Below are 22,920 nucleotides of genomic sequence, written 5' to 3'. Positions count from 1 at the left end.
GGCCGCTCAAAGGTCCGGCTTCGCCTGCCGGACGTCCACCCTCCACGCCGACGCCTGCGGCATGAACCGGTGCGCCGTCGCGTGCCTTGCCATACGGGTGTTGCGGGCCGCCGCCTCCGGCCCGTCCGGGAGGTGGAACTCCCCGCCCGCCCGGGACGAGCGGGACTGCATGCTCGTGGCGGCCGCCAGGCGGCGCCGGACGAAGTCGTCCAGGGCGCCCGGTACTTCGCTCGGCGTCGCCGTGCTGAGCGCGTCGCCCAGTACCGCCGCGTCCAGGATCGCCTGCGCCGCGCCCTGCGCCTGGAACGGGACCATCGCGTGGGCGCTGTCGCCGAGAAGGGCCACTCGGCCGAGGTTCCAGCGGGTGAGCGGGGTGCGGGTGTAGATGCCGTAGCGCAGGACCTGGCCGGCGCGTTCGAGGACCGTACGGACGCGGGGGTCCCAGCCGGTGAACGCGCGCAGCGGTTCGCCGGGTTCCGCCTGCGCCGTCCAGGACTCCTGTGCCGCCGCCTCGGTGGTGAACACGGCCACCACGTTGAGCAGTTCGCCGCGCCGCACCCAGTAGTGGACGAAGTGGCGGTCCGGGCCGAGCCAGGCGGCGAGCGGGGGGAGACCCAGGTCGGCCACCTCGTCGGCGGGGAGCAGGGCACGGTATGCGGCCGTTCCCGAGAACACCGCCTCGTCCCTGCCGAAGAGCCACTGGCGGGCCGAGGAACGGATCCCGTCGGCCGCGACCACGAGGTCCGCCGCCAGGCGCTCACCCGTCGCGGTCGTCACCCGGGCGGCCCCCTCGTCCTGGTCGACGGCGACGACCGTGGTGTCCAGACGCACCGACTCCGGGGGCACCGCCGCGGCCAACGCGCTGTGCAGATCGGCCCGGTGCACCACCAGATACGGCGCCCCGAACTCCTCCTCGGCATCCCGGCCCAGCGCGTACCGGCAGATCTCCGAACCGTCCGACCAGGTACGGAAGCTGACATGCGGCGGGTGGGCGGCCCGTGCGGCGACCACGTCCAGCACACCCAGCCGGCGCAACTCCCGTGTGGCGTTGGGTGCCAGCTGGATTCCGGCGCCGATGTCCGTGAACCGCTGCGCCCGCTCCACCAGCGTCACCTCGACGCCGGCGCGCCGCAGGCTCAGCGCCGCCGCCAGTCCCCCGATGCCCGCCCCCACGACGATCGCCCGCATCCCACGACCTCACTTCGCCGGACCTGCCCGCCCGTTCACGTCAACCTCGCGGAGTGGGGAGCGCGGGTCAAGGGGAGGGTGGTGGCGGCGCGTAACCGTCCGCGGTGGGCGGGGGCTGGTCGCGCCCACGCGGCGGAGCCGCATATTGATACAGCCCCGCGCCCCTGGTCAGTTGCGGGTACGCCGGTTCATCGCCGCGCCGCGTGAGAGTGCTCCCGTCCTCCTAACCCCGCACATCCCGCCAAGCCTGAGGGATCCCTTCTGCCACGTCGTGCGCCCCCAACGGCGCCCCGTCCGCCGCGAATCTCGCCGAGAGGCCGTGGAGGTACGCCGCCACACTTGCTGCGTCGGCCGCCGGGAGTCCTGCCGCCAGCAGTGATCCGCCGAGGCCCGACAGCACATCGCCGCTGCCGGCCGTGGCCAGCCAGCCGGTTCCCGTCGGGTTGACCCGGACCGCACCGGTGCCGCCCGCCCGGGCCACCAGCGTCGTCGAGCCCTTCAGCAGCACGGTCGCCGCATACCGCCGCGCCAACTCCCGTACCGAAGCCAGCCGGGCCCCCTCGACCTCCTCGCGGGAGACACCGAGCAGCGCCGCCGCCTCCCCGGCGTGCGGGGTCATCAGGGTCGGTGCCCCGCGGTCCCGTACCGCCCCGGCGTCCGCCAGTCGCAGCCCGTCCGCGTCCAGCAGCACCGGTACGTCCGTCGCCAGCACCTCCGCCACCGTCGCCGCGTCGTCCCCGGCGCCCGGGCCGACCACCCACGCCTGCACGCGGCCGGCCTTCTTCGGTCCCCGGTCCGACACCAGCGTCTCGGGGAACCGGGCGATCACCGCGTCCGCGGCCGGACCGACGTAGCGAATGGCTCCTGCCCCGCCGCGCAGCGCGCCCGCCACGGCCAGGACCGCCGCGCCCGGGTAGCGGGCCGAGCCCGCCGCGATGCCCACCACGCCCCGCCGGTACTTGTCCGTCTCCGCCGAGGGGAGTGGCAACAGGCGCGCCACGTCCGCGTGCTGGAGTGCCTCCAGCTCCGTCGCGTCCGCCGGCAGCGCCAGTCCGATGTCCACCAACCGGACCACACCGGCGTACTCCCGCGCCGGGTCGATCAGCAGGCCCGGCTTGTGCGTGCCGAAGGTGACGGTGAGGTCGGCCCGGATCGCCGAGCCACGCACCTCACCCGTGTCGGCGTCCACCCCGCTCGGCAGGTCGACGGCGACCACCGCGGCCCGGGACCGGGCCGCCGCGTCGGCCAGCGGCGCCGCGTCCGGCCGTAGCCCGCCCTTGCCACCGATGCCGACGATGCCGTCCACGACCAGGTCCGCGCGCTCGATCAACTCCTCGGCACCGGCGACCCCCACCGACCGGCCGCCCACCCGCCGCAGCGCCGCGAGGCCGCCCGCGTGCGCCCGCTCCGGCGCCACCAGCACCGCCGTGACGCCCGCTCCGCGCCGGGCCAGCCGGGCACCGGCGTACAGGGCGTCGCCGCCGTTGTCGCCGCTGCCGATCAGCAGCACGACCCGGCTGCCGTACACCCGGCCCAGCAGATCCGCGCAGGCCGAGGCGAGTCCGGCCGCCGCCCGCTGCATCAGCGCCCCGTCCGGGAGCCGTGCCATCAGCTCCCGTTCGGCCGCCCTTACCGTCTCCACGCTGTACGCAGTCCGCATGCGATCGAGTCTCCCGCACGGGGCGGGGCGCGTCGCCTCCGTCCCACCCGGCCGGCACCCGCGGACCGCCGTGGCTCAGCCCTCCGCCACCACCACCGCCGAGGCCACCCCGGCGTCGTGGCTCAGCGACACATGCCAGGACCGGACACCGAGTTCCGCGGCACGGGCCGCCACCGTGCCCGTCACCCGCAGGCGGGGCTGGCCGCTGTCCTCCACGCAGACCTCGGCGTCGGTCCAGAGCAGCCCAGCCGGGGCACCCAGCGCCTTCGCGAGGGCCTCCTTCGCGGCGAAGCGGGCGGCCAGTGAGGCGATGCCCCGGCGGCCGCCTCCGGGCAGCAGCAACTCGCGCTCGAGGAAGAGCCGTTCGGCCAGCCCGGGGGTGCGTTCCAGCGCCGCCCCGAATCTGTCGATCTCGGCCACGTCGATGCCGACCCCGATGATGCTCATGCCGAGCACCCTAAGGGCCCCGGGAAATGGTCCTCAAAAAGAGTGACCCCGCCGCGCGGCGTCCGCGCGCGAGCGGGCCCTCACGCTTCTCTGTGCGCATGATCAGCAGACGTATCGCACGCCGGAGCGTCGCCGTGCTGCTCGCCGGGGCGGCCATGCTGCCCGTCGGCGGCGCCTCGGCGGACTCACTGGACTCCGCGGACCCGGTGCCCCCGACGTTTGGACCGCAGGCTGCCAGGCTCGTGCCGGGCATCCCCCTGACCCTGCTTCCGCTCTCGCAGATGGACACACCCGACCAGGCGTTGACGCCGAAGGTGTACAAGCCCAGCCGGCAGGAGGACGCCGTCGAGCCCCGGGACGCCCCGGAGGAGGCGTACGACCTGGTGGAGTACGTCGATCCCATGGACTCCTTCGGGGACGTGACGTGCAGCGAGGAGGACGGGCTGCGGCAGCGCGAGGTCGAGCGGTGGCTGAAGCGACCGGTCGACGGAGAGCAGTCGACCGGAGACTGCCGGGCCATCCGCACCTTCCAGAAGAAGCACGGCATCAAGCCCGCCGTCGGGTACGCCGGTCCGACGACGTGGGCCACCATGCAGCTGGTCTCCGCCCGCAAGAACCCGAACGCCGACAAGAAGTGCCCGGTGCGCAAGTACCGGGTCGCCTGTGTCGACCTCGACCGGCAGCTGGCCTGGGTGCAGCACAACAAGCGCATCGTGTTCCCACCCGTGCCCATCCGGAGCGGCCGGGAGGGGTACGGGACGCGCACCGGATGGCACACGGTCTACTGGCGGCACAAGAACCATGTGTCGACGCTGTACAAGAGCCCCATGCCGTACTCCCAGTTCTTCAGCGGGGGCCAGGCCTTCCACGGCGTCTACGGCAACATCTTCACCCCCATCGGCTCGCGGGGCTGCGTCAACATGACGCTGAGGGACGCGCGGAAGCTGTGGGGGGTGCTGAAGAAGGGCGACCGGGTGTACGTGTGGGGCTACCGGCGAGAGGAATAGTCCGTGGCTCCCGGCGCGGCGGCGGTGTCGGACCCCTCTGAGACACTGGGGGCGCGATGACAGAGACAACAGCCCTGCGGACCGCGCCCCTGCGCGCCCGCGCCGAGATCGATCTGGCCGCCCTGCGGGCCAATGTGCGGACCCTGCGCGCCCACGCACCGGGCGCCGCCCTGATGGCCGTCGTGAAATCGGACGCGTACGGCCACGGGGCGGTCCAATGCGCCCGCGAGGCGGTCGAGGCGGGCGCCACCTGGCTGGGTACGGCGACCCCCGAGGAGGCCCTCGTGCTGCGGGCCGCCGGGCTGCGCGGCATGCGGATGATGTGCTGGCTGTGGACGCCGGGCGGGCCCTGGCGGGAGGCCATCGAGGCCGACCTCGACGTCTCCGTCAGCGGGATGTGGGCCCTGAAGGAGGTCACCGAGGCCGCCCGGCGGGCCGGCGCCCCCGCGCGTGTGCACCTCAAGGCCGACACCGGGCTCGGGCGCGGTGGCTGCCAGCCGGGTGACGACTGGACCGAGCTGGTCCGCGAGGCCCTGCGAGCCGAGGCCGACGGGCTCCTGAGCATCACCGGGCTGTGGTCGCACTTCGCCTGCGCCGACGAGCCCGGGCACCCCTCCATCGCCGCCCAGCTCGCCCGCTTCCGGGAGATGGTGGCGTACGCCGAGGCACAGGGAGCGCGGCCCGAGGTGCGGCACCTCGCGAACTCGCCCGCCACGCTCACCCTCCCGGACAGCCACTTCGACCTGGTGCGCACCGGCATCGCGACGTACGGCATCTCGCCCAGCCCGGAGCTGGGCAGCCCCGCCGACTTCGGGCTGCGGCCCGTGATGACGCTGTCGGCGTCCCTGGCCCTGGTCAAGCATGTGCCGGGCGGCCACGGCGTCTCCTACGGCCATCACTACGTCACCCCCGGCGAGACCACCCTGGGCCTGGTCCCCCTGGGCTACGCCGACGGCGTCCCGCGGCACGCCTCCGGCGCCGGGCCGGTGCTGGTCGGCGGCAAGTGGCGGACGGTCGCGGGACGGATCGCGATGGACCAGTTCGTCGTCGACCTGGGCGGGGACGAACCCGAGCCGGGTGCGCGGGCCGTGCTGTTCGGGCCCGGGGACGGCGGCGAGCCCACCGCCGAGGACTGGGCGCAGGCGGCGGGGACCATCGCGTACGAAATCGTCACCCGGATCGGAACACGCGTTCCACGCGTCTATAGGAATGCGTCCATGTGATGCGGCGCTGTGATGCGGGCTATGTGATGCGTCCATCTGTGTGCGGCTAAGTGAATGTGGAACGAGACGGGTAACCCGTAGCGGGACGCATGATCGAAACACCGGCACCAGCCACCACCCACGTCACAACGGCACCACCAGACCCAGCGAAGAGGAGCGGTACGTGAGCGAGAGCAGTGCGGAGGCCGTCGCGGCCGTCGCCTCCGCCACGGGGGCGGCCGCGAACTGGCGCAGGGCGACCGGTATCGCCGGAGCGGCGATAGGCGTGATCGCGGCGGGCGCCGCGGCCGGCGTCGCCATAGAGCGGATGACCGTGGGCCGCGGCATGCGGCAGAAGGCCAGACTCGCCCTCGACTCGGCGGGACCGTACGGCTCGCTGCGCGGCACACCCGGCAAGGCGTACTCCGACGACGGCACCGAGCTGTACTACGAGGTCGACGACATCGACCCCGAGGCCGCGCCCGCCCTCAGCCCGCGCCGGCGACGGCTCTTCGGGCGCAAGGCACCCGCCCCCGTCACCGTCGTCTTCAGCCACGGCTACTGCCTCAGCCAGGACTCCTGGCACTTCCAGCGGGCCGCGCTGCGGGGCGTCGTCCGCACCGTGCACTGGGACCAGCGCAGCCACGGCCGCTCCGGGCGCGGCGTCGCCCAGACGCAGGAGGGCAGGCACGTCGACATCGAGCAGCTCGGGCGCGACCTGAAGGCCGTCATCGACGCGGCCGCGCCGCAGGGGCCGCTCGTGCTGGTCGGGCACTCCATGGGCGGCATGACCGTCATGGCGCTGGCCGACCAGTACCCGGACCTGATCCGCGACCGGGTCGTCGCCACCGCGCTCGTCGGTACGTCGTCCGGGAAACTCGGCGAGGTCAACTTCGGGCTGCCCGTCGCCGGGGTGAACGCGGTGCGGCGGGTCCTGCCCGGAGTGCTCAAGGCGCTGGGACAGCGGGCCGAGCTGGTGGAGAAGGGGCGGCGGGCCACCGCCGACCTGTTCGCGGGGATCATCAAGCGGTACTCGTTCTCGTCCCGGGACGTCGACCCGGCCGTCGCCCGGTTCGCCGAGCGGATGATCGAGGGCACGCCGATCGACGTGGTCGCGGAGTTCTACCCGGCCTTCGCCGACCACGACAAGACCGAGGCGCTCACCCTCTTCACGGACATGCCGGTGCTCGTCCTGGCCGGCGTGGGCGATCTCGTCACGCCCAGTGAGCACAGCGAGGCCATCGCCGACCATCTGCCCGAGGCCGAACTGGTCCTGGTGCCGGACGCCGGGCACCTGGTCATGCTGGAGCACCCGGAAGTGGTCACCGACCGTCTGGCCGACCTCCTCACCCGGGCGGGTGCCGTACCGGCAGGGGCTACGGTTAGTGGCTATGGAAGCACCAGCAGCACCGCACAACGCCGGTGACCTTCAGCTGACCGTCACCTCTCCCGACCAGATGCGGGAGCTGGGCCGCCGCCTCGCCAAGCTGCTGCGCGCCGGCGACCTGGTGATGCTCAGCGGGGAGCTCGGCGCGGGCAAGACGACGCTGACGCGCGGGCTCGGCGAGGGGATGGGGGTACGGGGCGCGGTCACGTCCCCGACCTTCGTGATCGCCCGTGTGCACCCCTCCCTCGGCGACGGGCCGCCGCTCGTCCACGTCGACGCCTACCGGCTGTCCGGCGGCCTGGACGAGATGGAGGACCTCGATCTCGACGTCTCGCTGCCCGACTCGGTGATCGTCGTGGAGTGGGGCGAGGGCAAGGTCGAGGAGCTGACCGAGGAGCGGCTCCAGATCGTGATCCACCGGACCGTCGGCGCCGGGTCCTCCCAGGGGACCCCCGGGCCCCAGGAGACCGACGAGGTGCGGCAGGTGACCGTGACCGGGCTCGGGGAGCGCTGGGCGGCTGTGGACCTGAGCGTGCTGTCCGCCTGAGCCCGATGAACATTCCGACAAGGCGTCGGCAAAATATTGCGTTCGTGGTCTTGGGCGTGTTCACATGGTACCCAGCCCGTAGTTAGGTGTGCCTAACTACGTCCGCCCCCGGCCCCCAGGAGGCGTCCATGCCGGCATCGGAGAACAAGGCCCAGCAGCGGCCGCAGGCGGTCGCCGGGGTCTCCATGCATGACCTTCTCGCGGCCGGCGCCGCGGCGAGACTGATCTCGACTCCGCCACGCGATCCGGCGGCCGGGCAGCAGGGGGCCGGACGACCCGCGCGCGGGCACCGCGAAGCCGCCCAGGCCGCCTAGCGGATCACCACGATCGCCCGGCCGATCGTCGCGAAGTCCCACATCGCCTCGCCGTCCGCCCGTGACTCACGGATACCGCCCGTCTTCAGGGCCGGGTCGGGATGCGCCGTGGCGCTTCTGACGGTCGCGCTGAAGCCGATGGTGACGTCGTCCACGCTCGCGAACCGCACGACGTGCTCGATGGAGGCGCCGTCGGTGCCGGTGGCCGTGTTGGAGCGGGAGGTGACCGCGTACATGCCCGGCAGGGGGTCGACCGTTCCGGGGTTCACCCGGAACGTGCGCTTGACCTCGCTGCCCTCGTCGACCAGCCACACCCGGTCGTCGTCCACCGAGTACACGACCCGCTCACCCGCACCGGATCCGTCGGGCAGCGCACGGGGGTCGTCGCGGTCGCGGGGCGCCTTGGAGGTGCTCACCCCCGGTGCGTCCCCGATCCGCGGCCTCGCCAGGTCGGCCGGGACGGTGGCCGAGGCCTGGAAGGCGAGGAAGCCGACGGCCGCCAGGGCAGCCGTGGTCAGCCCCGCCACGATTGAGGAGCTGCTGCCTGCCACCCTCGCCCACCTCAGCGTTCGTGTCCCGGATCGTGATCCGGTCCGACCGTAGCAGGCACCCGGTGGGTGAACGGGCCGTGCAACGCGGCGGCACTTCCCGGGGCGCGGGCGCCGTAGGCTGTTTGCGTGCTCTTGCTCGCTCTGGATACCGCCACCCCCGCCGTCACCGTCGCGCTGCACGACGGCACGGACGTCATCGCCTCCTCGAGCCAGGTGGACGCGCGCCGGCACGGCGAGCTGCTGCTGCCGGCCGTCGACCGCGTCCTCGCCGAGGCCGGACTCAAACTCGACGCCGTCACCGGCATCGTCGTGGGCATCGGACCCGGCCCCTACACCGGGCTGCGCGTCGGCCTGATGACCGCCGACACCTTCGGGCTCGCCCTCGGCGTCCCCGTGCACGGCCTGTGCACGCTGGACGGCCTCGCCTACGCGGCCGACATCGAGAAGGGCCCGTTCGTCGTCGCGACCGACGCCCGGCGCAAGGAGGTCTACTGGGCGCGGTACGCCGACTCCCGCACCCGGCTGACCGACCCGGCCGTCGACCGGCCCGCCGATATCGCCGACCGGGTCGCCGGGCTGCCGGCCGTCGGCGCGGGCGCGCTGCTGTACCCCGACACCTTCCCCCGCGCCCATGAGCCCGAGCATGTGTCGGCGGCGGCGCTCGCGGCGCTGGCCGCCGAGAAGCTGGCGGCGGGCGAGGAACTGCCGGCCCCCCGGCCGCTGTATCTGCGCCGGCCCGACGCCCAGGTCCCCAAGAACTACAAGGTGGTCACCCCCAAGTGACACAGGCGACAGTGGTGCTGCGCGAGATGCGCTGGTGGGACATCGACCGCGTGCTGGAGCTGGAGAAGGCCCTGTTCCCCGAGGACGCCTGGTCCCGCGGCATGTTCTGGTCCGAACTGGCCCACTCGCGCGGGCCCGAGGCGACCCGGCGCTATGTCGTCGCCGAGGCGTCCGACCGGGTCGTGGGCTACGCCGGCCTCGCCTCCGCCGGGGACCTCGCCGACGTCCAGACCATCGCGGTCGCCCGTGACCACTGGGGTACGGGCCTCGGCGGCCGTCTCCTCACCGAACTCCTGCGCGCCGCCAGCGACTTCGAGTGCGCCGAAGTGATGCTGGAGTGCCGGGTGGACAACGTCCGCGCACAGAAGCTCTACGAGCGCTTCGGCTTCGAGGCCATCGGCTTCCGACGCGGCTACTACCAGCCGGGGAACGTGGACGCCCTGGTGATGCGACTGACCGCCCCCGAAAACTCCGTACAAGGAACCGAGATCAATGGCTGACTCGCGGGACGAACCCCTCGTCCTCGGTATCGAGACCTCCTGTGACGAGACCGGTGTCGGTATCGTCCGCGGCACCACCCTGCTCGCCGACGCCGTCGCCTCCAGCGTCGACGAACACGCCCGCTTCGGCGGTGTCGTGCCGGAGGTCGCCTCACGGGCGCACCTGGAGGCGATGGTCCCGACCATCGACCGCGCGCTGAAGGAGGCCGGGGTGAGCGCCCGGGATCTGGACGGCATCGCGGTCACCGCCGGTCCGGGCCTGGCCGGCGCGCTGCTGGTGGGTGTGTCGGCGGCGAAGGCGTACGCCTACGCGCTGGGCAAGCCGCTCTACGGCGTCAACCACCTCGCCTCGCACATCTGCGTCGACCAGCTGGAGCACGGCGCGCTGCCGGAGCCGACGATGGCGCTGCTGGTGAGCGGCGGCCACTCCTCCCTCCTGCTCTCGACGGACATCACCTCGGACGTACGGCCGCTCGGCGCGACCATCGACGACGCGGCCGGCGAGGCCTTCGACAAGATCGCCCGGGTGCTGAACCTCGGCTTCCCCGGCGGCCCGGTCATCGACCGCTACGCCCGCGAGGGCGACCCGGGTGCCATCGCCTTCCCGCGCGGACTGACCGGCCCGCGCGACCCGGCGTACGACTTCTCCTTCTCGGGACTGAAGACGGCCGTCGCCCGCTGGATCGAGGCCAAGCGCGCGGCGGGGGAGGAGGTGCCGGTGCGTGACGTTGCGGCCTCCTTCCAGGAGGCGGTCGTGGATGTCCTGACCCGCAAGGCGGTCCGCGCCTGCAAGGACGAGGGCGTCGACCACCTGATGATCGGCGGCGGCGTGGCCGCCAACTCCCGGCTGCGGGCGATGGCGCAGGAGCGGTGCGAGGCGGCCGGTATCCGGCTGCGGGTGCCGCGGCCGAAGCTGTGCACCGACAACGGCGCGATGGTGGCGGCCCTGGGCGCGGAGATGGTGGCAAGGAACCGAACATCGTCGTCGTGGGATCTTTCGGCGGATTCTTCGCTTCCTGTGACGGATACGCATGTGCCGGGGCATCATCGACATGACCACGTACATGAGGTCAGCAAGGAGAACCTGTACTCGTCACCCGCTCCCCGCCTCTAGGGACGGGGGGTTTGTCTGCTGAAAGCACGACGGCCCGTGGGTGACCAGACCCAGCCATCTCCATGAGGAGGTGACCAGATGGCTACGTTTCACGTAGGACAGCAGACCCACCAAGTTGTGCTTCCTCAGCAGCTTGCTCTGGAATTCGCGTCAGCAGACACCCCCGGGAGCAGGGACGAAACGGGGCGCGAAGACCACACCGACGGTGTGGTACCCGGCGTGGAACATGGTCGAGGGGAGACCGGGAAGGGCGTCACCGAGTCCGACCGGCGTCACCCCGGCGCTTCGGTGCCGGGAGAGGGCCTTGCGGCCCGTCTGTCTAATCTGCCTCATCCTGTGGTGTTCGTCCGGGACCGGCATGGACAGCCATTGCAGCCGACTAGCCCTGCCAGGGCACGCAAGCTACTGAAGGTGGGCCGGGCGGTCGTTGCCCGGCACACGCCGTTCGTCATCCGTCTCAAAGACCGTACTGTCGCCGAATCGGTGGTGGACGGCGTGGAGTTGGGCATCGACCCTGGCAGCAGATACACGGGCCTCGCAGTGTTCGCAGCTGCCGAGGACGGCGTACGCCGGGGCCTGTACCATGTCGAACTCCAGCACAGGGGCAGTCAGATCCGCGACAAGCTCACCGCGCGTGCTGCCCACCGGCGCGGACGGCGAACCCGCAACCTGCGCTACCGCGCACCCCGTTTCCACAACCGTGTGCGCCCTGAAGGATGGCTCGCGCCGTCCCTACGCCACCGGGTGGGGACCACCATGACGTGGGCCACTCGGCTGGCCCGTTGGGCGCCGGTCACCGCCGTCCACGTCGAGCTGACGGCATTCGATACTCATCTGCTGGCCTCCGGAGACGCATTGGTGGGGGTCGAGTACCAGCACGGCACCCTCGTGGGCACCGAAGTGCGCGAATACCTCCTCGCCAAGTGGCAGCGGAAATGTGCCTACTGCGGTGCTTCCGGCGTGCCGCTGAACATCGACCACATCGAGCCGCGAAGCCGTGGCGGCTCCGACCGCATCAGTAACCTTGCTGTGGCCTGCATCCCCTGTAACCACGCCAAAGGCAGCACCTCCATTGAGGAATTCCTCAAGCACAAGCCCGCACTGGCTGCGTGCATCCGCGCGCAGGCCAAGAAGCCACTGCGAGATGCTGCTGCGGTCAATGCCACGCGCTGGGCCCTCTGCCGTGCCCTGGATCCAGTCTTTACCCGTGTGCGTATCGCGACGGGCGGACGTACGAAATGGAACAGACAACGTGTGGGTCTTCCCAAGTCACACACGCTGGATGCCCTCTGCGTCGGAGTTCTGAGCACGGTCACCGTGCATCCGCGCAGGGTCTTGACCGTCGCTGCCAGTGGACGTGGCCGGTATCGCCGAACCGACCTCGATCGCCATGGTTTTCCACGCAAGACCAACCCACGCGCCAAGGCCGTCTTCGGTTTCCAGACCGGGGACTGTGCACGTGCCGTGATTCCCACCGGTCGGTATGCAGGGACACACGTGGGCCGGATCGCAGTGCGTACTAGTGGCAGGTTCAACATGCGTACCCGACACGGTCTCATCCAGGGCATCCATCATCGGCATGTGCGACTTCTTCAACGGGCCGACGGTTATGCCTACGCGGCGCGTGACGAGGCGGGAGTTCGATGACTGTTGCGCTGATGTGGGAGGCACGGGCCATCGCGGGGCGCGGCGAGGAACTGCTGGCCTGGGCAAAGAGCCAGGTGCTGGAGCGCGAGCCGGAGCGCCGCGAGACGTTCCGTGCGCCGCAGGACCGAGTCCTCGTCATCACTTGGTGGGAGGCGGCGTACGATGCCGATCTCCCCGAACTCCCGAACCCGGACCCGGGGTTGGTGACTCGCGCCGTGCATCGGTGGCGATTCGAGTCGATGGGGGCCGCCGACCGAACAGGGTGCCGGCCCCTCCCGTAGCGTACCCGACCAACGTCACCCAACCCTTGATACATCCGCCGGGCACAGCAGGCGCCGGTCGGTGCCCAACGTCCGTGCCGGTCCCACGAGGTGCAGGCATGCTGCATGCCGTACGTCCGCGCTCGAAACCCCCAACCGCAACTCCAGCACCCCGGGTTCGACCACCCTCCGCCCCGAGCGGTCCGTGAACGCCGAGAGGTCCGCGTGGAAACGGAAAGTCACCCGCGCCGCCTCTCCCACGTCCAGCTCCACCCGCTGATACCCGATCAGCCGCACGTCCGGCCGCGTGACCGACGCCACCGGATCGTGCAGATACAGCTGGACGACATCGGCGCCCGCCCGCTCGCCCGTGTTGCGGACGGTGAGTGAGAGGTCGTACGTGCCGTCCGTCGTGATCTCCGGGGCCGTCCCCCGGAAGTCCTCCCAGGAGAACTCCGTGTACGTCCCGCCGTGCCCGAAGGCGTACAGCGGTGTCGGATCCAGGTTGCTGACCTCACCCGCCAACCCCAGCGGCGGCTGAAGGTATGTCCAGGGTTGGCCTCCGGGCTCCCGCGGCACGCTCACCGGCAGCCGCCCCGAAGGGTTCACGCGGCCCGACAGGACGCCCGCCACCGCCGGCCCGCCCTCCTCGCCGGGGAAGAAGGTCTGGACGACCGCTGCCAGTCGACCGTCCCAGCGGCCCAGTGCGTACGGGCGGCCCGTCAGGAGGACCAGGACCACCGGGACGCCCGTCGCCACCAGTGCGTCCAAGAGCGCGGCCTGTACGCCGGGCAGCCGCAGGTCGGTCACGTCGCAGCCCTCGCCCGAGGTGCCGCGCCCGAACAGGCCCGCGCGGTCGCCCAGTACCGCCAGGCACACATCGGCCTCGGACGTCCGCGCCACCGCCTCCTCGAAGCCGGCCGTGTCGGGGTCCAGGACGTCGCAGCCCTCCGCGAACGTCACCTTGGCGTCGGGGAGTTCGGTGCGCAGCGACTGAAGGATCGTCGGGATCTCCATGCCCATCGGCACCTCGGGGTGGTGCGTGAGGACGTGGGACGGGAAGGAGTAGCAGCCGAGCATCGCCAGGGCGTCCGTCGCGCGTGGGCCCACCACCGCGATGCGGGCGTCGGGGGACAACGGCAGCACTCCGTCCGGGTTGTCCAGCAACACCACCGACTCCTCGGCCACCCTGCGGGCCAGCGCGCGGTTTTCGGGGGAGTCCAGGTCGATCCGGGACCCCGTCGCCTCCGGGGTCCAGTCCTCGTCCAGGAGGCCCAGCTCGCACTTCTGGCGCAGGACCCGGCGGGCCGCCCGGTCCACCAGTTCCTCCGGGACCTCGCCCGCCCGGACGGCTTCTACCAGCGGCTCTCCGTAGCACTTCAGGGTCGGGAGTTCCACGTCGATGCCCGCCGCCAGCGCCAGGTGCGCCGCCTGTGCCGGGCTGCCCGCCACCCGGTGCAGGGTCTCCAGGAAACCGATGCCGAAGTAGTCGGCGACCACGGTGCCCGTGAAACCCCACTCCTCGCGCAGAAGTTCGGTCAGCAGGCCCGGGTCCGCCGACGCCGGCACCCCGTCCGTCTCGTTGTACGCCGCCATCACCGACCGCGCCCCGCCCTCGCGCAGTGCCATCTCGAACGGGGGGAGCGTGATGTCCGCGAACTCGCGGACGCCCGCCCGCACGGGTGCCAGGTTGCGCGCGCCCGCCGAGGACGCGTACCCGGCGAAGTGCTTGAGCGTCGCGATGACGCCCGCCGACTGAAGGCCCCGGACGTACGCCGTGCCGATCGTGCCGGTCAGATACGGGTCCTCGCCGATCGTCTCCTCGACCCGGCCCCAGCGCGGATCGCGTACGACGTCCAGGACGGGGGCCAGTCCCTGGTGGATGCCGACCGAGCGCAGGTCCTCGCCGATGCGGTGGGCCATCTCCTCGACGAGCGGCGGGTCGAAGGTGGCTCCCCAGGCCAGCGGGACCGGGTAGGCCGTGGCCTGCCACGCCGTGAAGCCCGCCAGGCACTCCTCGTGGGCCACCGCCGGGATGCCGAAGCGGCTCGCCCCGGCGATACGGCGCTGCGCGCGGGCCAGTGCCCGCGCGCCGAGTGCCGGGTCCACGGGGGCGGTGCCGAAGGACCGGGTGAGCTGGCCCAGGCCGAGGGCGATCAGCTCGTTCCAGTCGTAGTCGGCGGTCATGTCGTGCTGGTGCGGGGCGACTCCGTCGGTCCGTGCCTCACCGTCCGTGGCGGCGCCCACCCATACGCCGTACAGCTGGGCGGTCTTCTCCTCCAGGGTCATCCGGGAGAGGAGGTCGTCGACGCGGACGGCGGCGGGCAGGGCGGGGTCGCGCCAGGGGGCGGTGGTCATGAAACTCCTGTCGGGGCGATGGCCCACTCGCGAATGTTTCGTTATTCACCTCGAATGTTCCGGAACCTAGGTGTGGCGAGAAGGGTTCGTCAAGAGGTCGCGCAGGGATACGATCGCCGCCATGACAGCCCGTGAGCCCGCTGAAGCCCGGACGGCAGAGTCGGAAAGCCGGCCGACAACGTCGGAAACCCGGACGACCACGACGACGGCGCCGACGACCGGCCGGTCCACGCAGACCGCGACGCTCGCCGAGATCGCCCGTGAGGCCGGTGTGTCCGCGCCGACTGTTTCGAAGGTCCTCAACGGACGAGCCGACGTCGCCCCGGCCACCCGCACCCGCGTCGAGGAGCTGCTGCGCGCCCACGGCTACCGGCGCCGGCGGGCCGAGGCCGGCCGCTCGCCCCTGATCGACCTGGTCTTCCACGAGTTGGAGAGCGCGTGGGCGATGGAGGTCATCCGGGGCGTGGAGAACGTGGCCCGTGACGCCGGGCTGAGCGTGGTGCTGAGCGAGAGCGCCGGGCGGCTGACCCCGGGCAGGACCTGGGCCGACCAGGTCGCCGCCCGCCGCCCGCACGGCGTGGTCCTCGTACTGTCCGGCCTCGACGAGTCCCAGCGCGCCCTGCTCACCAGCCGCTCGATCCCGTTCGTGGTGATGGACCCGGCGGGCGACCCGGGCGCCGACGTGCCGTCCATCGGCGCCACCAACTGGCAGGGCGGGCTCGCCGCGACCCGGCATCTGGTCGAGCTCGGCCACCGCAGGATCGGCGCGATCACCGGGCCGTCCCGCATGATGTGCAGCCGCGCCCGCCTCGACGGCTACCGCGCGGCGCTGGAGACGGCCGGGCTGCCGGTCGATCAGGACCTGGTCCGGCCCGGCGACTTCCACCACGAGACCGGCTACCGGCAGGGCCTGGAACTGCTGCGTCGCCCGGACCGGCCGACCGCCGTCTTCGCCGGCAACGACCTCCAGGCGCTCGGGCTGTACGAGGCCGCGCGCGAGCTGGGGCTGCGGATCCCCGAGGACCTCAGCGTCGTCGGCTTCGACGATCTGCCGGTCGCCCGCTGGGTCGGCCCGCCGCTGACGACCGTACGGCAGCCGCTGACGGAGATGGCCGAGGCCGCGGCGAGGCTGGTGCTGGATCTGGCGCGGGAGACGGGGACGCCGGCGACCCGGGTGGAGCTGGCGACCAGCCTCGTGGTGCGCAGCAGTACGGCGGAGCCGCCGTCGAACACCGCGCCGAAGCAAGTCGGTTGACGATCCGAAACTTTCGAGTGTTCGGCGGTGGCCATGGCCTGGGCGGGACGGGGCCGGTTCGGTCCGGAAGTCTGAGAATTTCCGAAGAAAAGCGGCCCTGGCGTCCCTGGCCGTAATAATTCGGACGTACGTTCCTGCCTATGACGGGACTTGGCGCGAACGGGCGGGATACGGACGGGGACGACGTCATACACACGGGCCGGCGGTCGACAGCGCTCAAGACCGTCGGCCTCCTCCTCGCCGGTCTGCTGACTTCGGCCGTCGCCGCGGGGAGTTGGGTCTACTGGCACCTCAACGGCAACATCGAGAGCGTCGACATCGACAGCGCGCTCGGCGACAACCGTCCGCCGCGAGCCATGACGACCCCGGCGCCCGCCGCCTCCGCCTCCCCGCTGCCCACGGGCTCCCTGAACGTCCTGGTCCTCGGCTCGGACTCGCGCGCCGGCGAGGAGAACAAGGAACTCGGCGGCGGCAGCAGCACCGGCGCCCGCTCCGACACCGCGATGGTCGTGCACATCGACGCCGGCCGCACCGGGGCGACGGTCGTCAGCATCCCGCGCGACACCCTCGTCACCCGGCCGTCCTGCCCGCTGCCGTCGGGTGGGTCGACGGAGGTGGCCTACAACTCCATGTTCAACAGCGCGTATGCGGTCGGCGGCCCCGTCTGTGCCGTCAAGACCGTCGAGTCGATCACGGGCATCCGCATGGACCACTACATCGAGATCGACTTCTCCGGCTTCGCGAAGCTGGTGGACGCGCTGGGCGGCGTCATCGTCACCACGGACGAGGACATCGACGACGAGGACAGCCATCTGACCCTGGAAGCGGGCACGCACCACCTGGACGGCGAGCAGGCCCTGGCCCTCGCCCGCACCCGGCACGGTATCGGCGACGGCAGCGACCTCGGCCGTATCGACCTTCAGCAGACCCTGGTGAAGGCCCTCCTGGACCAGATCTCCGCCACCTCCCTGCTCACCGACCCCGCCAGGCTCTACCGGGTCGCCGACGCGGTGACGGCCGGCCTGACCACCGACACCGGCCTGGACTCCCTGACCGAACTGGTGAGCCTCGGCCGCAGCCTGAGCGGTCTGACGTCGGACACGGTGCGGACGGTCATGATGCCCGTCGTACCGGCGGCCTCGGACCGCAACCGGGTGGTGGCCGAGGAGCCGGAGGCGGGGGAGCTGTGGGAGTCGCTGCGCTGAGGGGGGCCAGGTGCGGGAAGCGGCCGGAAAAATCCTGGGAGAAAATCCGGGGAGCGTGTCGATCGGGCGGCCCGCCGTTCGACGCAGGGGTGAGAGACCGGGAAGGACCCGGTCCCGTACCACCGAGGAGCCACCATGCCCCGCTACCTGTCGCTCGTGAAGATCGACGAGTCCACCGCCCCCGCCGAGGGCCCGAGCCCCGAGATGATGCAGCGGATGGGCGAGCTCCTGGAGGAGATCACCAAGGCCGGCGTCATGCTCGACACGGCCGGACTGACGCCCTCCGCACAGGGCAGCCGCGTGCACTGGGAGGGCGGCAGCATCTCCGTCACCGACGGGCCGTTCACCGAGTCCAAGGAGGTCGTCGGTGGCTACGCGCTCATGCAGTGCAAGGACATGGCCGAGGCCCTGGAGTGGACCAAGCGGTTCGTCAAGGTGCACGGCGAGGAGTGGACCGTGACCTGCGAGGTGCGGGAGATCGCCGAGGGCTGAGCCGGTTCCTTGGCTCCGTGGCCGTACGGGTGTCTGATGGTGGGCTGTGGAACCACAGCCCCAGCCCACCGCAGCCGCCGGCCGTGCCCCCGCCGGCCCGGCCGCGACCGTCGAGACCGTCTTCCGTATCGAGTCGCCGCGCGTCATCGCCGCCGTCGCCCGCATGGTCCGCGACGTCGGCATCGCCGAGGAACTCGCGCAGGACGCGCTGGTCGCCGCGCTGGAGCAGTGGCCGCGCGACGGCGTGCCCGACAACCCCGGCGCCTGGCTCATGGCCGCCGCCAAGCACCGCGCCGTCGACCTGATCCGCCGCCGCGAGAACTACGCCCGCAAGCTCGCCGAGATCGGCCGCGACCTGGAGACGACGGCACCTCCCGAGGAGCCGTCCGACCCCGACGACATCGACGACGACCTGCTCCGCCTGGTCTTCACCACCTGCCATCCGGTGCTGTCGCCGGACGCCCGCATCGCCCTCACCCTGCGCCTCCTCGGCGGCCTGACCACCCCCGAGATCGCCCGGGCCTTCCTGGTCCCGGAGCCGACGGTCGCCCAGCGCATCGTCCGCGCCAAGCGCACGCTCGCCACCAAGAACGTCGCCTTCGAGGTCCCCTACGGCCCCGACCGCGAGGCCCGCCTCGGCTCCGTCCTGGACGTCATCTACCTGATCTTCAACGAGGGGTACGCCGCCACGGCCGGCGACGACTGGCTGCGCCCGGGGCTGTGCGAGGACGCGCTGCGGCTGGCCCGGGTGCTGTCGGGGCTGATGCCGAAGGAGCCGGAGGTGCACGCCCTGACGTCCCTCCTGGAGTTCCAGGCGTCCCGCGCGGCGGCCCGCACCGGCCCGTCCGGCGAGCCGATCCTGCTGAAGGACCAGAACCGCGGCCGCTGGAACCGCATGCTCATCGCCCGCGGCATCACGGCCCTGTCCCGGGCCGACGCCACAGCCACCGGCGGGCCCGGCCCGTACGCCCTCCAGGCGGCCATCGCCGCATGCCACGCGCACGCCTACACCTACGAGGAGACCGACTGGAAGACCATCGCCACCCTCTACGGCCTCCTCGCCGCCCGAGTGCCCTCCCCGGTCGTCGAGTTGAACCGCGCGGTCGCCGTGTCGATGGCCGAGGGCCCGGAGCCGGCGCTGGAGATCGTGGACTCCCTCGCCGCCGAACCGGCGCTGCGGGACTACCACTTGCTGCCGAGTGTCCGCGGTGACCTGCTCCGGCGCCTGGGCCGTACGGCGGAGGCGCGGGCGGAGTTCGAGCGCGCGGCGACGCTGACCCGCAACGAGCCGGAGCGGGAGATGCTGCTCAGGCGCGCGGCGGACACCGGGGTGTGACTACGCGGGCCGCCCCACCAGCATCGTCGGCGCCCCCGCCACCCGGGTCAGGAACACCGTCGCCGCGTTCGGCCCCTGCGGCTTGACCTTCCTGCGCAGCTCCTCCGGCTCCACGGCGGAGCCGCGCTTCTTGACGGTCAGGACACCCACCTCGCGCTCCCGCAGCAGCGCCTTCAACTTCTTGACGTTGAAGGGGAGCCGGTCGGTGATCTCGTAGGCCGTCGCATACGGCGTCTGCCGCAGCTCGTCGGCCGTGATGTAGGCGATGGTCGCGTCGACGAGCCCGCCGTCCAGGTCCTCGGCGACCTCGGCGACCAGATGGGCTCTGATGACGGCGCCGTCGGGCTCGTACAAGTACCGCCCGACGGGACGGACTTCGGGGTCGGGCAGACCGCGGGAGAGCAGGGTGCGCGGGCCCGGCAGCAGGGTGGCGCGAATCGCTCCGGGGGCGGTGCCGAACCACAGCACGGCCTCCTTCACGTCCCCGCCGTCCGAGATCCACTCGGCCTCGGCGTCGTCGGGGACCGCCTCGTGGGGGATGCCGGGCGCGATCTTCAGAGCGGCGTGCGGGGCCTCGCGTGCCGCGTCGACGGCCCAGGACAGTGGCGGCGAGTACGCCTCGGGGTCGAAGATCCTCCCGCGACCGCCGCGCCGGGCGGGGTCGACGAACACGGCGTCGTAGCCGCCGGTGTCCACCTCGGTGACGTCCGCCTCCCGCACCTCGATGAGGTCGGCGAGCCCGAGGGCCTCGGCGTTCGCCCGCGCCGCTGCCGCCGTCGCCGGATCCCGGTCCACCGCCAGCACCCGGATCCCGGCCCGCGCCAGCGCGAGGGCGTCGCCCCCGATCCCGCAGCACAGGTCGGCGACCGAGCCGATGCCGAGCTCCCGCATCCGCCCCGCCCGGTAGGCGGCCACACTCGCGCGCGTCGACTGCTCGACCCCGTTCGGCGTGAAGAACATCCGCCCCGCGTCCGCCGCCCCGAACTTCGCCACCGCCCGCTGCCGCAGCCGCGCCTGCCCGAGGGCCGCCGACACCAGCTCGGCGGGGTGCTCGCGACGCAGCCGGGTGGCGACGGCGAGTTCGTCGGCGGGGTCGGTGTCCCGGACGACGTCGAGGAGGGCGCGGCCCTCGGGGGTCAGGAGCAAGGAGAGGGAGGCGAGGTGGTCGTTCACCGGGACATTGTCGACCAGGTGCCACCCCGCTATCGGCCAGTCGGTGGATGGTCCGTCGGCTGCCGCGGTGTCGGCGCGGGTTCGGGGCGGGTGCCTGCCAGGATCCGGCTCCATGCGACTAGTAGTACAAAATGACAAAAGCCTCGGAAATGGGGCGGTCGCCGTAGGACGCCGTCAGCGGACGGCCCGGCGTGCGCGCGTCCACGGCGTCATGGCCGTGCTCGTCGCGGCCGCCATCGCCTCCGGCTGTGCGCAGCCCGGCGGATCCGGGACCCCAGCCGTACCCGGGGCGGGAGACGGATCCGAGACCGCGGGCTCCACGACGAGCCGGCCGCCGCTCAAGGCGCCGCCGCCGGCCGTCCACCCGCAGGCCAAGAAGCTCAAGTCGGCTCAGGAGGCCCGCGCCGCCCGGATCGCCGCCGCCCGGCGCTGGCGCCTGGACGGCATCCCGCTCACGCCCCCGCCGCCCCCCGCCAGGAAGCCGCGGATCACCACCCGCGAGGGATTCGAGGTCGACGGCCACGAGGAACTCGGCCTGCCGCCCGTTTTCACCACCATTCCGACCAAGCAGCGGGTCGTCTTCCTCACCATCGACGACGGCGCCGAGAAGGACCCGGCCTTCCTGCGGATGATGAGCGATCTTCAATTGCCGTACACCGCCTTCCTCAGCAACTACGTGATCGAGGACGACTACGGCTACTTCGGGCGGATGCAGCGCTCCGGCGTGGTGCTGAACAACCACACCCTCCACCACCCCTACCTCCCGGCCCTCTCCTACCGCGGCCAGCAGCACGAGATCTGCCGTATGCAGGAGATCATCGAGGAGCGCTACGGCAAGCGCCCGCTGCTCTTCCGCCCGCCCTTCGGCAACTACGACGGGGCCACCCTGCGCGCCGCGAAGTCCTGCGGCATCAAGTACGTCCCGCTGTGGAACGAGGAGGTCTTCGTCGACCACTGGGAGTACCGCGAGTGGGACCGGAAGATCCGACCGGGTGACATCGTGCTCACTCATTTCCGGGGCCGGAACGACTGGAAGGGCACCATGCCCGACATGATCCGCCGGTTCCTGAACAAGGTGACGGCCGAGGGGTACGCCGTGGCCCGGCTGGAGGACTACCTGTGAGGCCGCCGCCGGGGGTGCGGGCGCTCGCGGCCGTGGTCCTGGCGTCCGCCCTTCTCGCCGGCTGTGCGACCGGTCCGGCCGACCCCCGCGAGCAGACGGCACGGTCGGCGAAGAATCCGACGCACACGAGCCGGCCGTACCGCCACTGGGGCCTGACCGCCCCGCTGCCCGCGCCCCCGTCGCCACCCGCCCGCCGGCCACCGCACCCGGCCGGCGGCCCGCTGCCCGTCGTGCACCACGTCCCCACCCGCGACCGGGTCGTCTTCCTCACCTACGACGACGGCGCCGAGAAGGACCCCCGCTTCGTCGACATGGTCCGTGAGCTGCGGCTGCCCGTCAGCATGTTCCTCACGGACAGCGTGGTCGGCCCGGGCTACGGCCACTTCGCCCGGCTGCGCGCGGTGGGCGCGTCGATCCAGAACCACACCCTCGACCACGCCGCCCTGCGCGGCCTGCCGTACGCCGGACAGCGCGCCGAGATCTGCGGCCAGCAGAACAAGCTCCGCGCCCGCTTCGGCATCCGCCCCCGCCTCTTCCGCCCGCCCTACGGCACGTACGACACCACCACGCTCCGGGCGGCGGCCGACTGCGGGGTGACGGCGGTCGTGCTGTGGCGGGCGGCGATGGGGGGCGACGGCGGGCTGACGTATGCGAAGGGCCCGGCCCGGCTGCGGGCCGGCGACATCGTGTCCGTCCCTTCGGGTGAGCCGGCCGGGCTGAGTCTGCGGGAGCGCACGACACGCCTGCTGCGGGAGATTCAGAAGTGTGGCCTGGCGGTGGGGCGCCTGGAGGACTACCTGTAGCGGCACCGCCGCGATACGCCGCGCCGTGGTGAATTAGCAGTCCGCTTGACCGAGTGCTAATCACGGTCATAGTCTCGGGTCTGGCACTCCCCACTGGAGAGTGCCAACTACGCGACGGGCAGGTCCGGCACCCGCGACGACGGATCCACCTGGTCGCCACCTCAGACAGTTAACCCCGTGAGATCTCCGAAGGGGGAGGTCGGATCGTGACGACCACCAGCTCCAAGGTTGCCATCAAGCCGCTTGAGGACCGCATCGTGGTCCAGCCGCTCGACGCCGAGCAGACCACCGCCTCTGGCCTGGTCATCCCGGACACCGCCAAGGAGAAGCCCCAGGAGGGCGTCGTCCTGGCCGTGGGCCCGGGCCGCTTCGAGAACGGCGAGCGCCTGCCGCTCGACGTCAAGACCGGCGACATCGTGCTGTACAGCAAGTACGGCGGCACCGAGGTGAAGTACAACGGCGAGGAGTACCTCGTCCTCTCGGCTCGCGACGTGCTCGCGATCATCGAGAAGTAAGCACCACCTCAGAGTTTTTCCAGCTGCGCCCCTGGCCCCCGCGACCACTTAGA

General features: G+C 72.0%; 23 protein-coding genes. 17 read left to right on the top strand and 6 right to left on the bottom strand.

Going from position 1 to position 22,920, the window contains the following annotated elements:
- Nucleotides 1-6 precede the first annotated feature (6 nt).
- The 3 genes from ACFPQ9_RS16760 to ACFPQ9_RS16750 form a co-directional block, all read right to left on the bottom strand.
- Nucleotides 7-1,188: an FAD-dependent monooxygenase gene (locus tag ACFPQ9_RS16760; protein WP_380853467.1), complete on the bottom strand. Its 1,182-nt coding sequence runs from the start codon at nt 1,186-1,188 to the stop codon at nt 7-9.
- 223 nt (nt 1,189-1,411) lie between these two features.
- Nucleotides 1,412-2,848 carry an NAD(P)H-hydrate dehydratase gene (locus ACFPQ9_RS16755; RefSeq protein WP_380853465.1) on the bottom strand — a complete coding sequence of 479 codons (1,437 nt, stop codon included), beginning with the start codon at nt 2,846-2,848 and terminating at the stop codon, nt 1,412-1,414.
- A 75-nt stretch (nt 2,849-2,923) separates the two neighbouring features.
- Complete coding sequence (locus ACFPQ9_RS16750; RefSeq protein WP_380853463.1) at nt 2,924-3,295, bottom strand: holo-ACP synthase; 372 nt, start codon at nt 3,293-3,295, stop codon at nt 2,924-2,926.
- A gap of 98 nt (nt 3,296-3,393) precedes the next feature.
- Between ACFPQ9_RS16750 and ACFPQ9_RS16745 the strand changes: the two genes are divergently transcribed.
- The 5 genes from ACFPQ9_RS16745 to ACFPQ9_RS16725 all read left to right on the top strand — a co-directional run bounded on the left by ACFPQ9_RS16745 (nt 3,394) and on the right by ACFPQ9_RS16725 (nt 7,752).
- Nucleotides 3,394-4,302, top strand: coding sequence for a L,D-transpeptidase family protein (locus ACFPQ9_RS16745; protein WP_380853461.1), 909 nt, complete (start codon nt 3,394-3,396; stop codon nt 4,300-4,302).
- 56 nt (nt 4,303-4,358) lie between these two features.
- Nucleotides 4,359-5,525: an alanine racemase gene (gene alr / locus ACFPQ9_RS16740; RefSeq protein ID WP_380853459.1), complete on the top strand. Its 1,167-nt coding sequence runs from the start codon at nt 4,359-4,361 to the stop codon at nt 5,523-5,525.
- Between the two features lie 163 nt (nt 5,526-5,688).
- Entirely contained in the window at nt 5,689-6,930 is a 1,242-nt protein-coding gene (locus ACFPQ9_RS16735) for an alpha/beta fold hydrolase (RefSeq protein WP_380853457.1), read from the top strand.
- The gene (gene tsaE / locus ACFPQ9_RS16730; RefSeq protein WP_380853455.1) at nt 6,896-7,438 is read left to right on the top strand and encodes a tRNA (adenosine(37)-N6)-threonylcarbamoyltransferase complex ATPase subunit type 1 TsaE; all 543 of its coding nucleotides are present in this window, start codon (nt 6,896-6,898) and stop codon (nt 7,436-7,438) included. The genes ACFPQ9_RS16735 and tsaE overlap by 35 nt, the downstream gene beginning before the upstream one ends.
- A gap of 128 nt (nt 7,439-7,566) precedes the next feature.
- Nucleotides 7,567-7,752 carry a hypothetical protein gene (locus tag ACFPQ9_RS16725; RefSeq protein WP_380853453.1) on the top strand — a complete coding sequence of 62 codons (186 nt, stop codon included), beginning with the start codon at nt 7,567-7,569 and terminating at the stop codon, nt 7,750-7,752.
- On the opposite strand, the gene ACFPQ9_RS16720 is transcribed toward ACFPQ9_RS16725, so the two are convergent.
- Nucleotides 7,749-8,303, bottom strand: coding sequence for a hypothetical protein (locus ACFPQ9_RS16720; protein ID WP_380853451.1), 555 nt, complete (start codon nt 8,301-8,303; stop codon nt 7,749-7,751). The two genes, ACFPQ9_RS16725 and ACFPQ9_RS16720, sit on opposite strands and share 4 nt — an antisense overlap.
- 126 nt (nt 8,304-8,429) lie before the next feature.
- Between ACFPQ9_RS16720 and tsaB the strand changes: the two genes are divergently transcribed.
- The 5 genes from tsaB (at nt 8,430) to ACFPQ9_RS16695 (ending at nt 12,628) form a co-directional block, all read left to right on the top strand.
- Complete coding sequence (tsaB, locus tag ACFPQ9_RS16715; protein ID WP_380853449.1) at nt 8,430-9,086, top strand: tRNA (adenosine(37)-N6)-threonylcarbamoyltransferase complex dimerization subunit type 1 TsaB; 657 nt, start codon at nt 8,430-8,432, stop codon at nt 9,084-9,086.
- Between the two features lie 26 nt (nt 9,087-9,112).
- On the top strand, nt 9,113-9,586 hold the full coding sequence (gene rimI, locus ACFPQ9_RS16710; protein ID WP_380853933.1) for a ribosomal protein S18-alanine N-acetyltransferase: 474 nt from the start codon (nt 9,113-9,115) through the stop codon (nt 9,584-9,586).
- Nucleotides 9,579-10,700: a tRNA (adenosine(37)-N6)-threonylcarbamoyltransferase complex transferase subunit TsaD gene (tsaD, locus tag ACFPQ9_RS16705; protein WP_380853447.1), complete on the top strand. Its 1,122-nt coding sequence runs from the start codon at nt 9,579-9,581 to the stop codon at nt 10,698-10,700. Before rimI ends, tsaD begins: the two co-directional genes overlap by 8 nt.
- 288 nt (nt 10,701-10,988) lie before the next feature.
- Nucleotides 10,989-12,347 (top strand): RNA-guided endonuclease IscB, encoded by a 1,359-nt coding sequence (gene iscB, locus ACFPQ9_RS16700; protein ID WP_380853931.1) that lies wholly within the window; start codon nt 10,989-10,991, stop codon nt 12,345-12,347.
- Nucleotides 12,344-12,628 (top strand): hypothetical protein, encoded by a 285-nt coding sequence (locus ACFPQ9_RS16695; protein WP_380853445.1) that lies wholly within the window; start codon nt 12,344-12,346, stop codon nt 12,626-12,628. The genes iscB and ACFPQ9_RS16695 overlap by 4 nt, the downstream gene beginning before the upstream one ends.
- A gap of 15 nt (nt 12,629-12,643) precedes the next feature.
- On the opposite strand, the gene ACFPQ9_RS16690 is transcribed toward ACFPQ9_RS16695, so the two are convergent.
- Nucleotides 12,644-14,965 carry a beta-xylosidase/alpha-l-arabinosidase gene (locus tag ACFPQ9_RS16690; protein ID WP_380853443.1) on the bottom strand — a complete coding sequence of 774 codons (2,322 nt, stop codon included), beginning with the start codon at nt 14,963-14,965 and terminating at the stop codon, nt 12,644-12,646.
- Nucleotides 14,966-15,086: 121 nt separating this feature from the next.
- On the opposite strand from ACFPQ9_RS16690, the gene ACFPQ9_RS16685 reads away from it, so the two are divergent.
- The 4 genes from ACFPQ9_RS16685 (at nt 15,087) to ACFPQ9_RS16670 (ending at nt 19,253) form a co-directional block, all read left to right on the top strand.
- Nucleotides 15,087-16,220 carry a LacI family DNA-binding transcriptional regulator gene (locus tag ACFPQ9_RS16685; protein WP_380853441.1) on the top strand — a complete coding sequence of 378 codons (1,134 nt, stop codon included), beginning with the start codon at nt 15,087-15,089 and terminating at the stop codon, nt 16,218-16,220.
- Between the two features lie 140 nt (nt 16,221-16,360).
- Nucleotides 16,361-17,425, top strand: a complete 1,065-nt coding sequence (locus ACFPQ9_RS16680) for an LCP family protein (protein ID WP_380853439.1) — start codon at nt 16,361-16,363, stop codon at nt 17,423-17,425.
- A gap of 135 nt (nt 17,426-17,560) precedes the next feature.
- Nucleotides 17,561-17,917, top strand: coding sequence for a YciI family protein (locus tag ACFPQ9_RS16675; RefSeq protein ID WP_380853437.1), 357 nt, complete (start codon nt 17,561-17,563; stop codon nt 17,915-17,917).
- A gap of 46 nt (nt 17,918-17,963) precedes the next feature.
- Nucleotides 17,964-19,253, top strand: coding sequence for an RNA polymerase sigma factor (locus ACFPQ9_RS16670; protein ID WP_380853435.1), 1,290 nt, complete (start codon nt 17,964-17,966; stop codon nt 19,251-19,253).
- Here the strand turns inward: ACFPQ9_RS16670 and ACFPQ9_RS16665 are convergent, their stop codons facing one another.
- Nucleotides 19,254-20,426 (bottom strand): THUMP-like domain-containing protein, encoded by a 1,173-nt coding sequence (locus tag ACFPQ9_RS16665; RefSeq protein ID WP_380853433.1) that lies wholly within the window; start codon nt 20,424-20,426, stop codon nt 19,254-19,256. It abuts the gene before it with no gap.
- 112 nt (nt 20,427-20,538) lie between these two features.
- On the opposite strand from ACFPQ9_RS16665, the gene ACFPQ9_RS16660 reads away from it, so the two are divergent.
- The 3 genes from ACFPQ9_RS16660 to groES all read left to right on the top strand — a co-directional run bounded on the left by ACFPQ9_RS16660 (nt 20,539) and on the right by groES (nt 22,867).
- Nucleotides 20,539-21,549, top strand: a complete 1,011-nt coding sequence (locus ACFPQ9_RS16660; protein WP_380853431.1) for a polysaccharide deacetylase family protein — start codon at nt 20,539-20,541, stop codon at nt 21,547-21,549.
- The gene (locus ACFPQ9_RS16655) at nt 21,546-22,352 is read left to right on the top strand and encodes a polysaccharide deacetylase family protein (protein WP_380853429.1); all 807 of its coding nucleotides are present in this window, start codon (nt 21,546-21,548) and stop codon (nt 22,350-22,352) included. The genes ACFPQ9_RS16660 and ACFPQ9_RS16655 overlap by 4 nt, the downstream gene beginning before the upstream one ends.
- 206 nt (nt 22,353-22,558) lie before the next feature.
- Nucleotides 22,559-22,867 carry a co-chaperone GroES gene (gene groES / locus ACFPQ9_RS16650; protein ID WP_003998759.1) on the top strand — a complete coding sequence of 103 codons (309 nt, stop codon included), beginning with the start codon at nt 22,559-22,561 and terminating at the stop codon, nt 22,865-22,867.
- Nucleotides 22,868-22,920 lie beyond the last annotated feature (53 nt).

The sequence above is a fragment of the Streptomyces coerulescens genome, assembly GCF_042657965.1.
In the GTDB taxonomy this organism is placed as follows: domain Bacteria; phylum Actinomycetota; class Actinomycetes; order Streptomycetales; family Streptomycetaceae; genus Streptomyces; species Streptomyces coerulescens.
Note: the sequence above shows the minus strand (reverse complement) of the source record. Positions and strands in the feature narration are given on the sequence as shown.

Excerpts from the sequence above, each read along its gene's own strand:
- ACFPQ9_RS16690 (WP_380853443.1), bottom strand. The coding sequence starts at position 14,965 with ATGACCACCGCCCCCTGGCGCGACCCCGCCCTGCCCGCCGCCGTCCGC.
- ACFPQ9_RS16695 (WP_380853445.1), top strand. The coding sequence starts at position 12,344 with ATGACTGTTGCGCTGATGTGGGAGGCACGGGCCATCGCGGGGCGCGGC.
- tsaD (WP_380853447.1), top strand. The coding sequence starts at position 9,579 with ATGGCTGACTCGCGGGACGAACCCCTCGTCCTCGGTATCGAGACCTCC.
- ACFPQ9_RS16675 (WP_380853437.1), top strand. The coding sequence starts at position 17,561 with ATGCCCCGCTACCTGTCGCTCGTGAAGATCGACGAGTCCACCGCCCCC.
- ACFPQ9_RS16755 (WP_380853465.1), bottom strand. The coding sequence starts at position 2,848 with ATGCGGACTGCGTACAGCGTGGAGACGGTAAGGGCGGCCGAACGGGAG.
- tsaE (WP_380853455.1), top strand. The coding sequence starts at position 6,896 with ATGGAAGCACCAGCAGCACCGCACAACGCCGGTGACCTTCAGCTGACC.
- ACFPQ9_RS16685 (WP_380853441.1), top strand. The coding sequence starts at position 15,087 with ATGACAGCCCGTGAGCCCGCTGAAGCCCGGACGGCAGAGTCGGAAAGC.
- rimI (WP_380853933.1), top strand. The coding sequence starts at position 9,113 with ATGCGCTGGTGGGACATCGACCGCGTGCTGGAGCTGGAGAAGGCCCTG.
- ACFPQ9_RS16760 (WP_380853467.1), bottom strand. The coding sequence starts at position 1,188 with ATGCGGGCGATCGTCGTGGGGGCGGGCATCGGGGGACTGGCGGCGGCG.
- ACFPQ9_RS16680 (WP_380853439.1), top strand. The coding sequence starts at position 16,361 with ATGACGGGACTTGGCGCGAACGGGCGGGATACGGACGGGGACGACGTC.
- ACFPQ9_RS16745 (WP_380853461.1), top strand. The coding sequence starts at position 3,394 with ATGATCAGCAGACGTATCGCACGCCGGAGCGTCGCCGTGCTGCTCGCC.
- ACFPQ9_RS16660 (WP_380853431.1), top strand. The coding sequence starts at position 20,539 with ATGCGACTAGTAGTACAAAATGACAAAAGCCTCGGAAATGGGGCGGTC.
- ACFPQ9_RS16750 (WP_380853463.1), bottom strand. The coding sequence starts at position 3,295 with ATGAGCATCATCGGGGTCGGCATCGACGTGGCCGAGATCGACAGATTC.
- alr (WP_380853459.1), top strand. The coding sequence starts at position 4,359 with ATGACAGAGACAACAGCCCTGCGGACCGCGCCCCTGCGCGCCCGCGCC.
- ACFPQ9_RS16725 (WP_380853453.1), top strand. The coding sequence starts at position 7,567 with ATGCCGGCATCGGAGAACAAGGCCCAGCAGCGGCCGCAGGCGGTCGCC.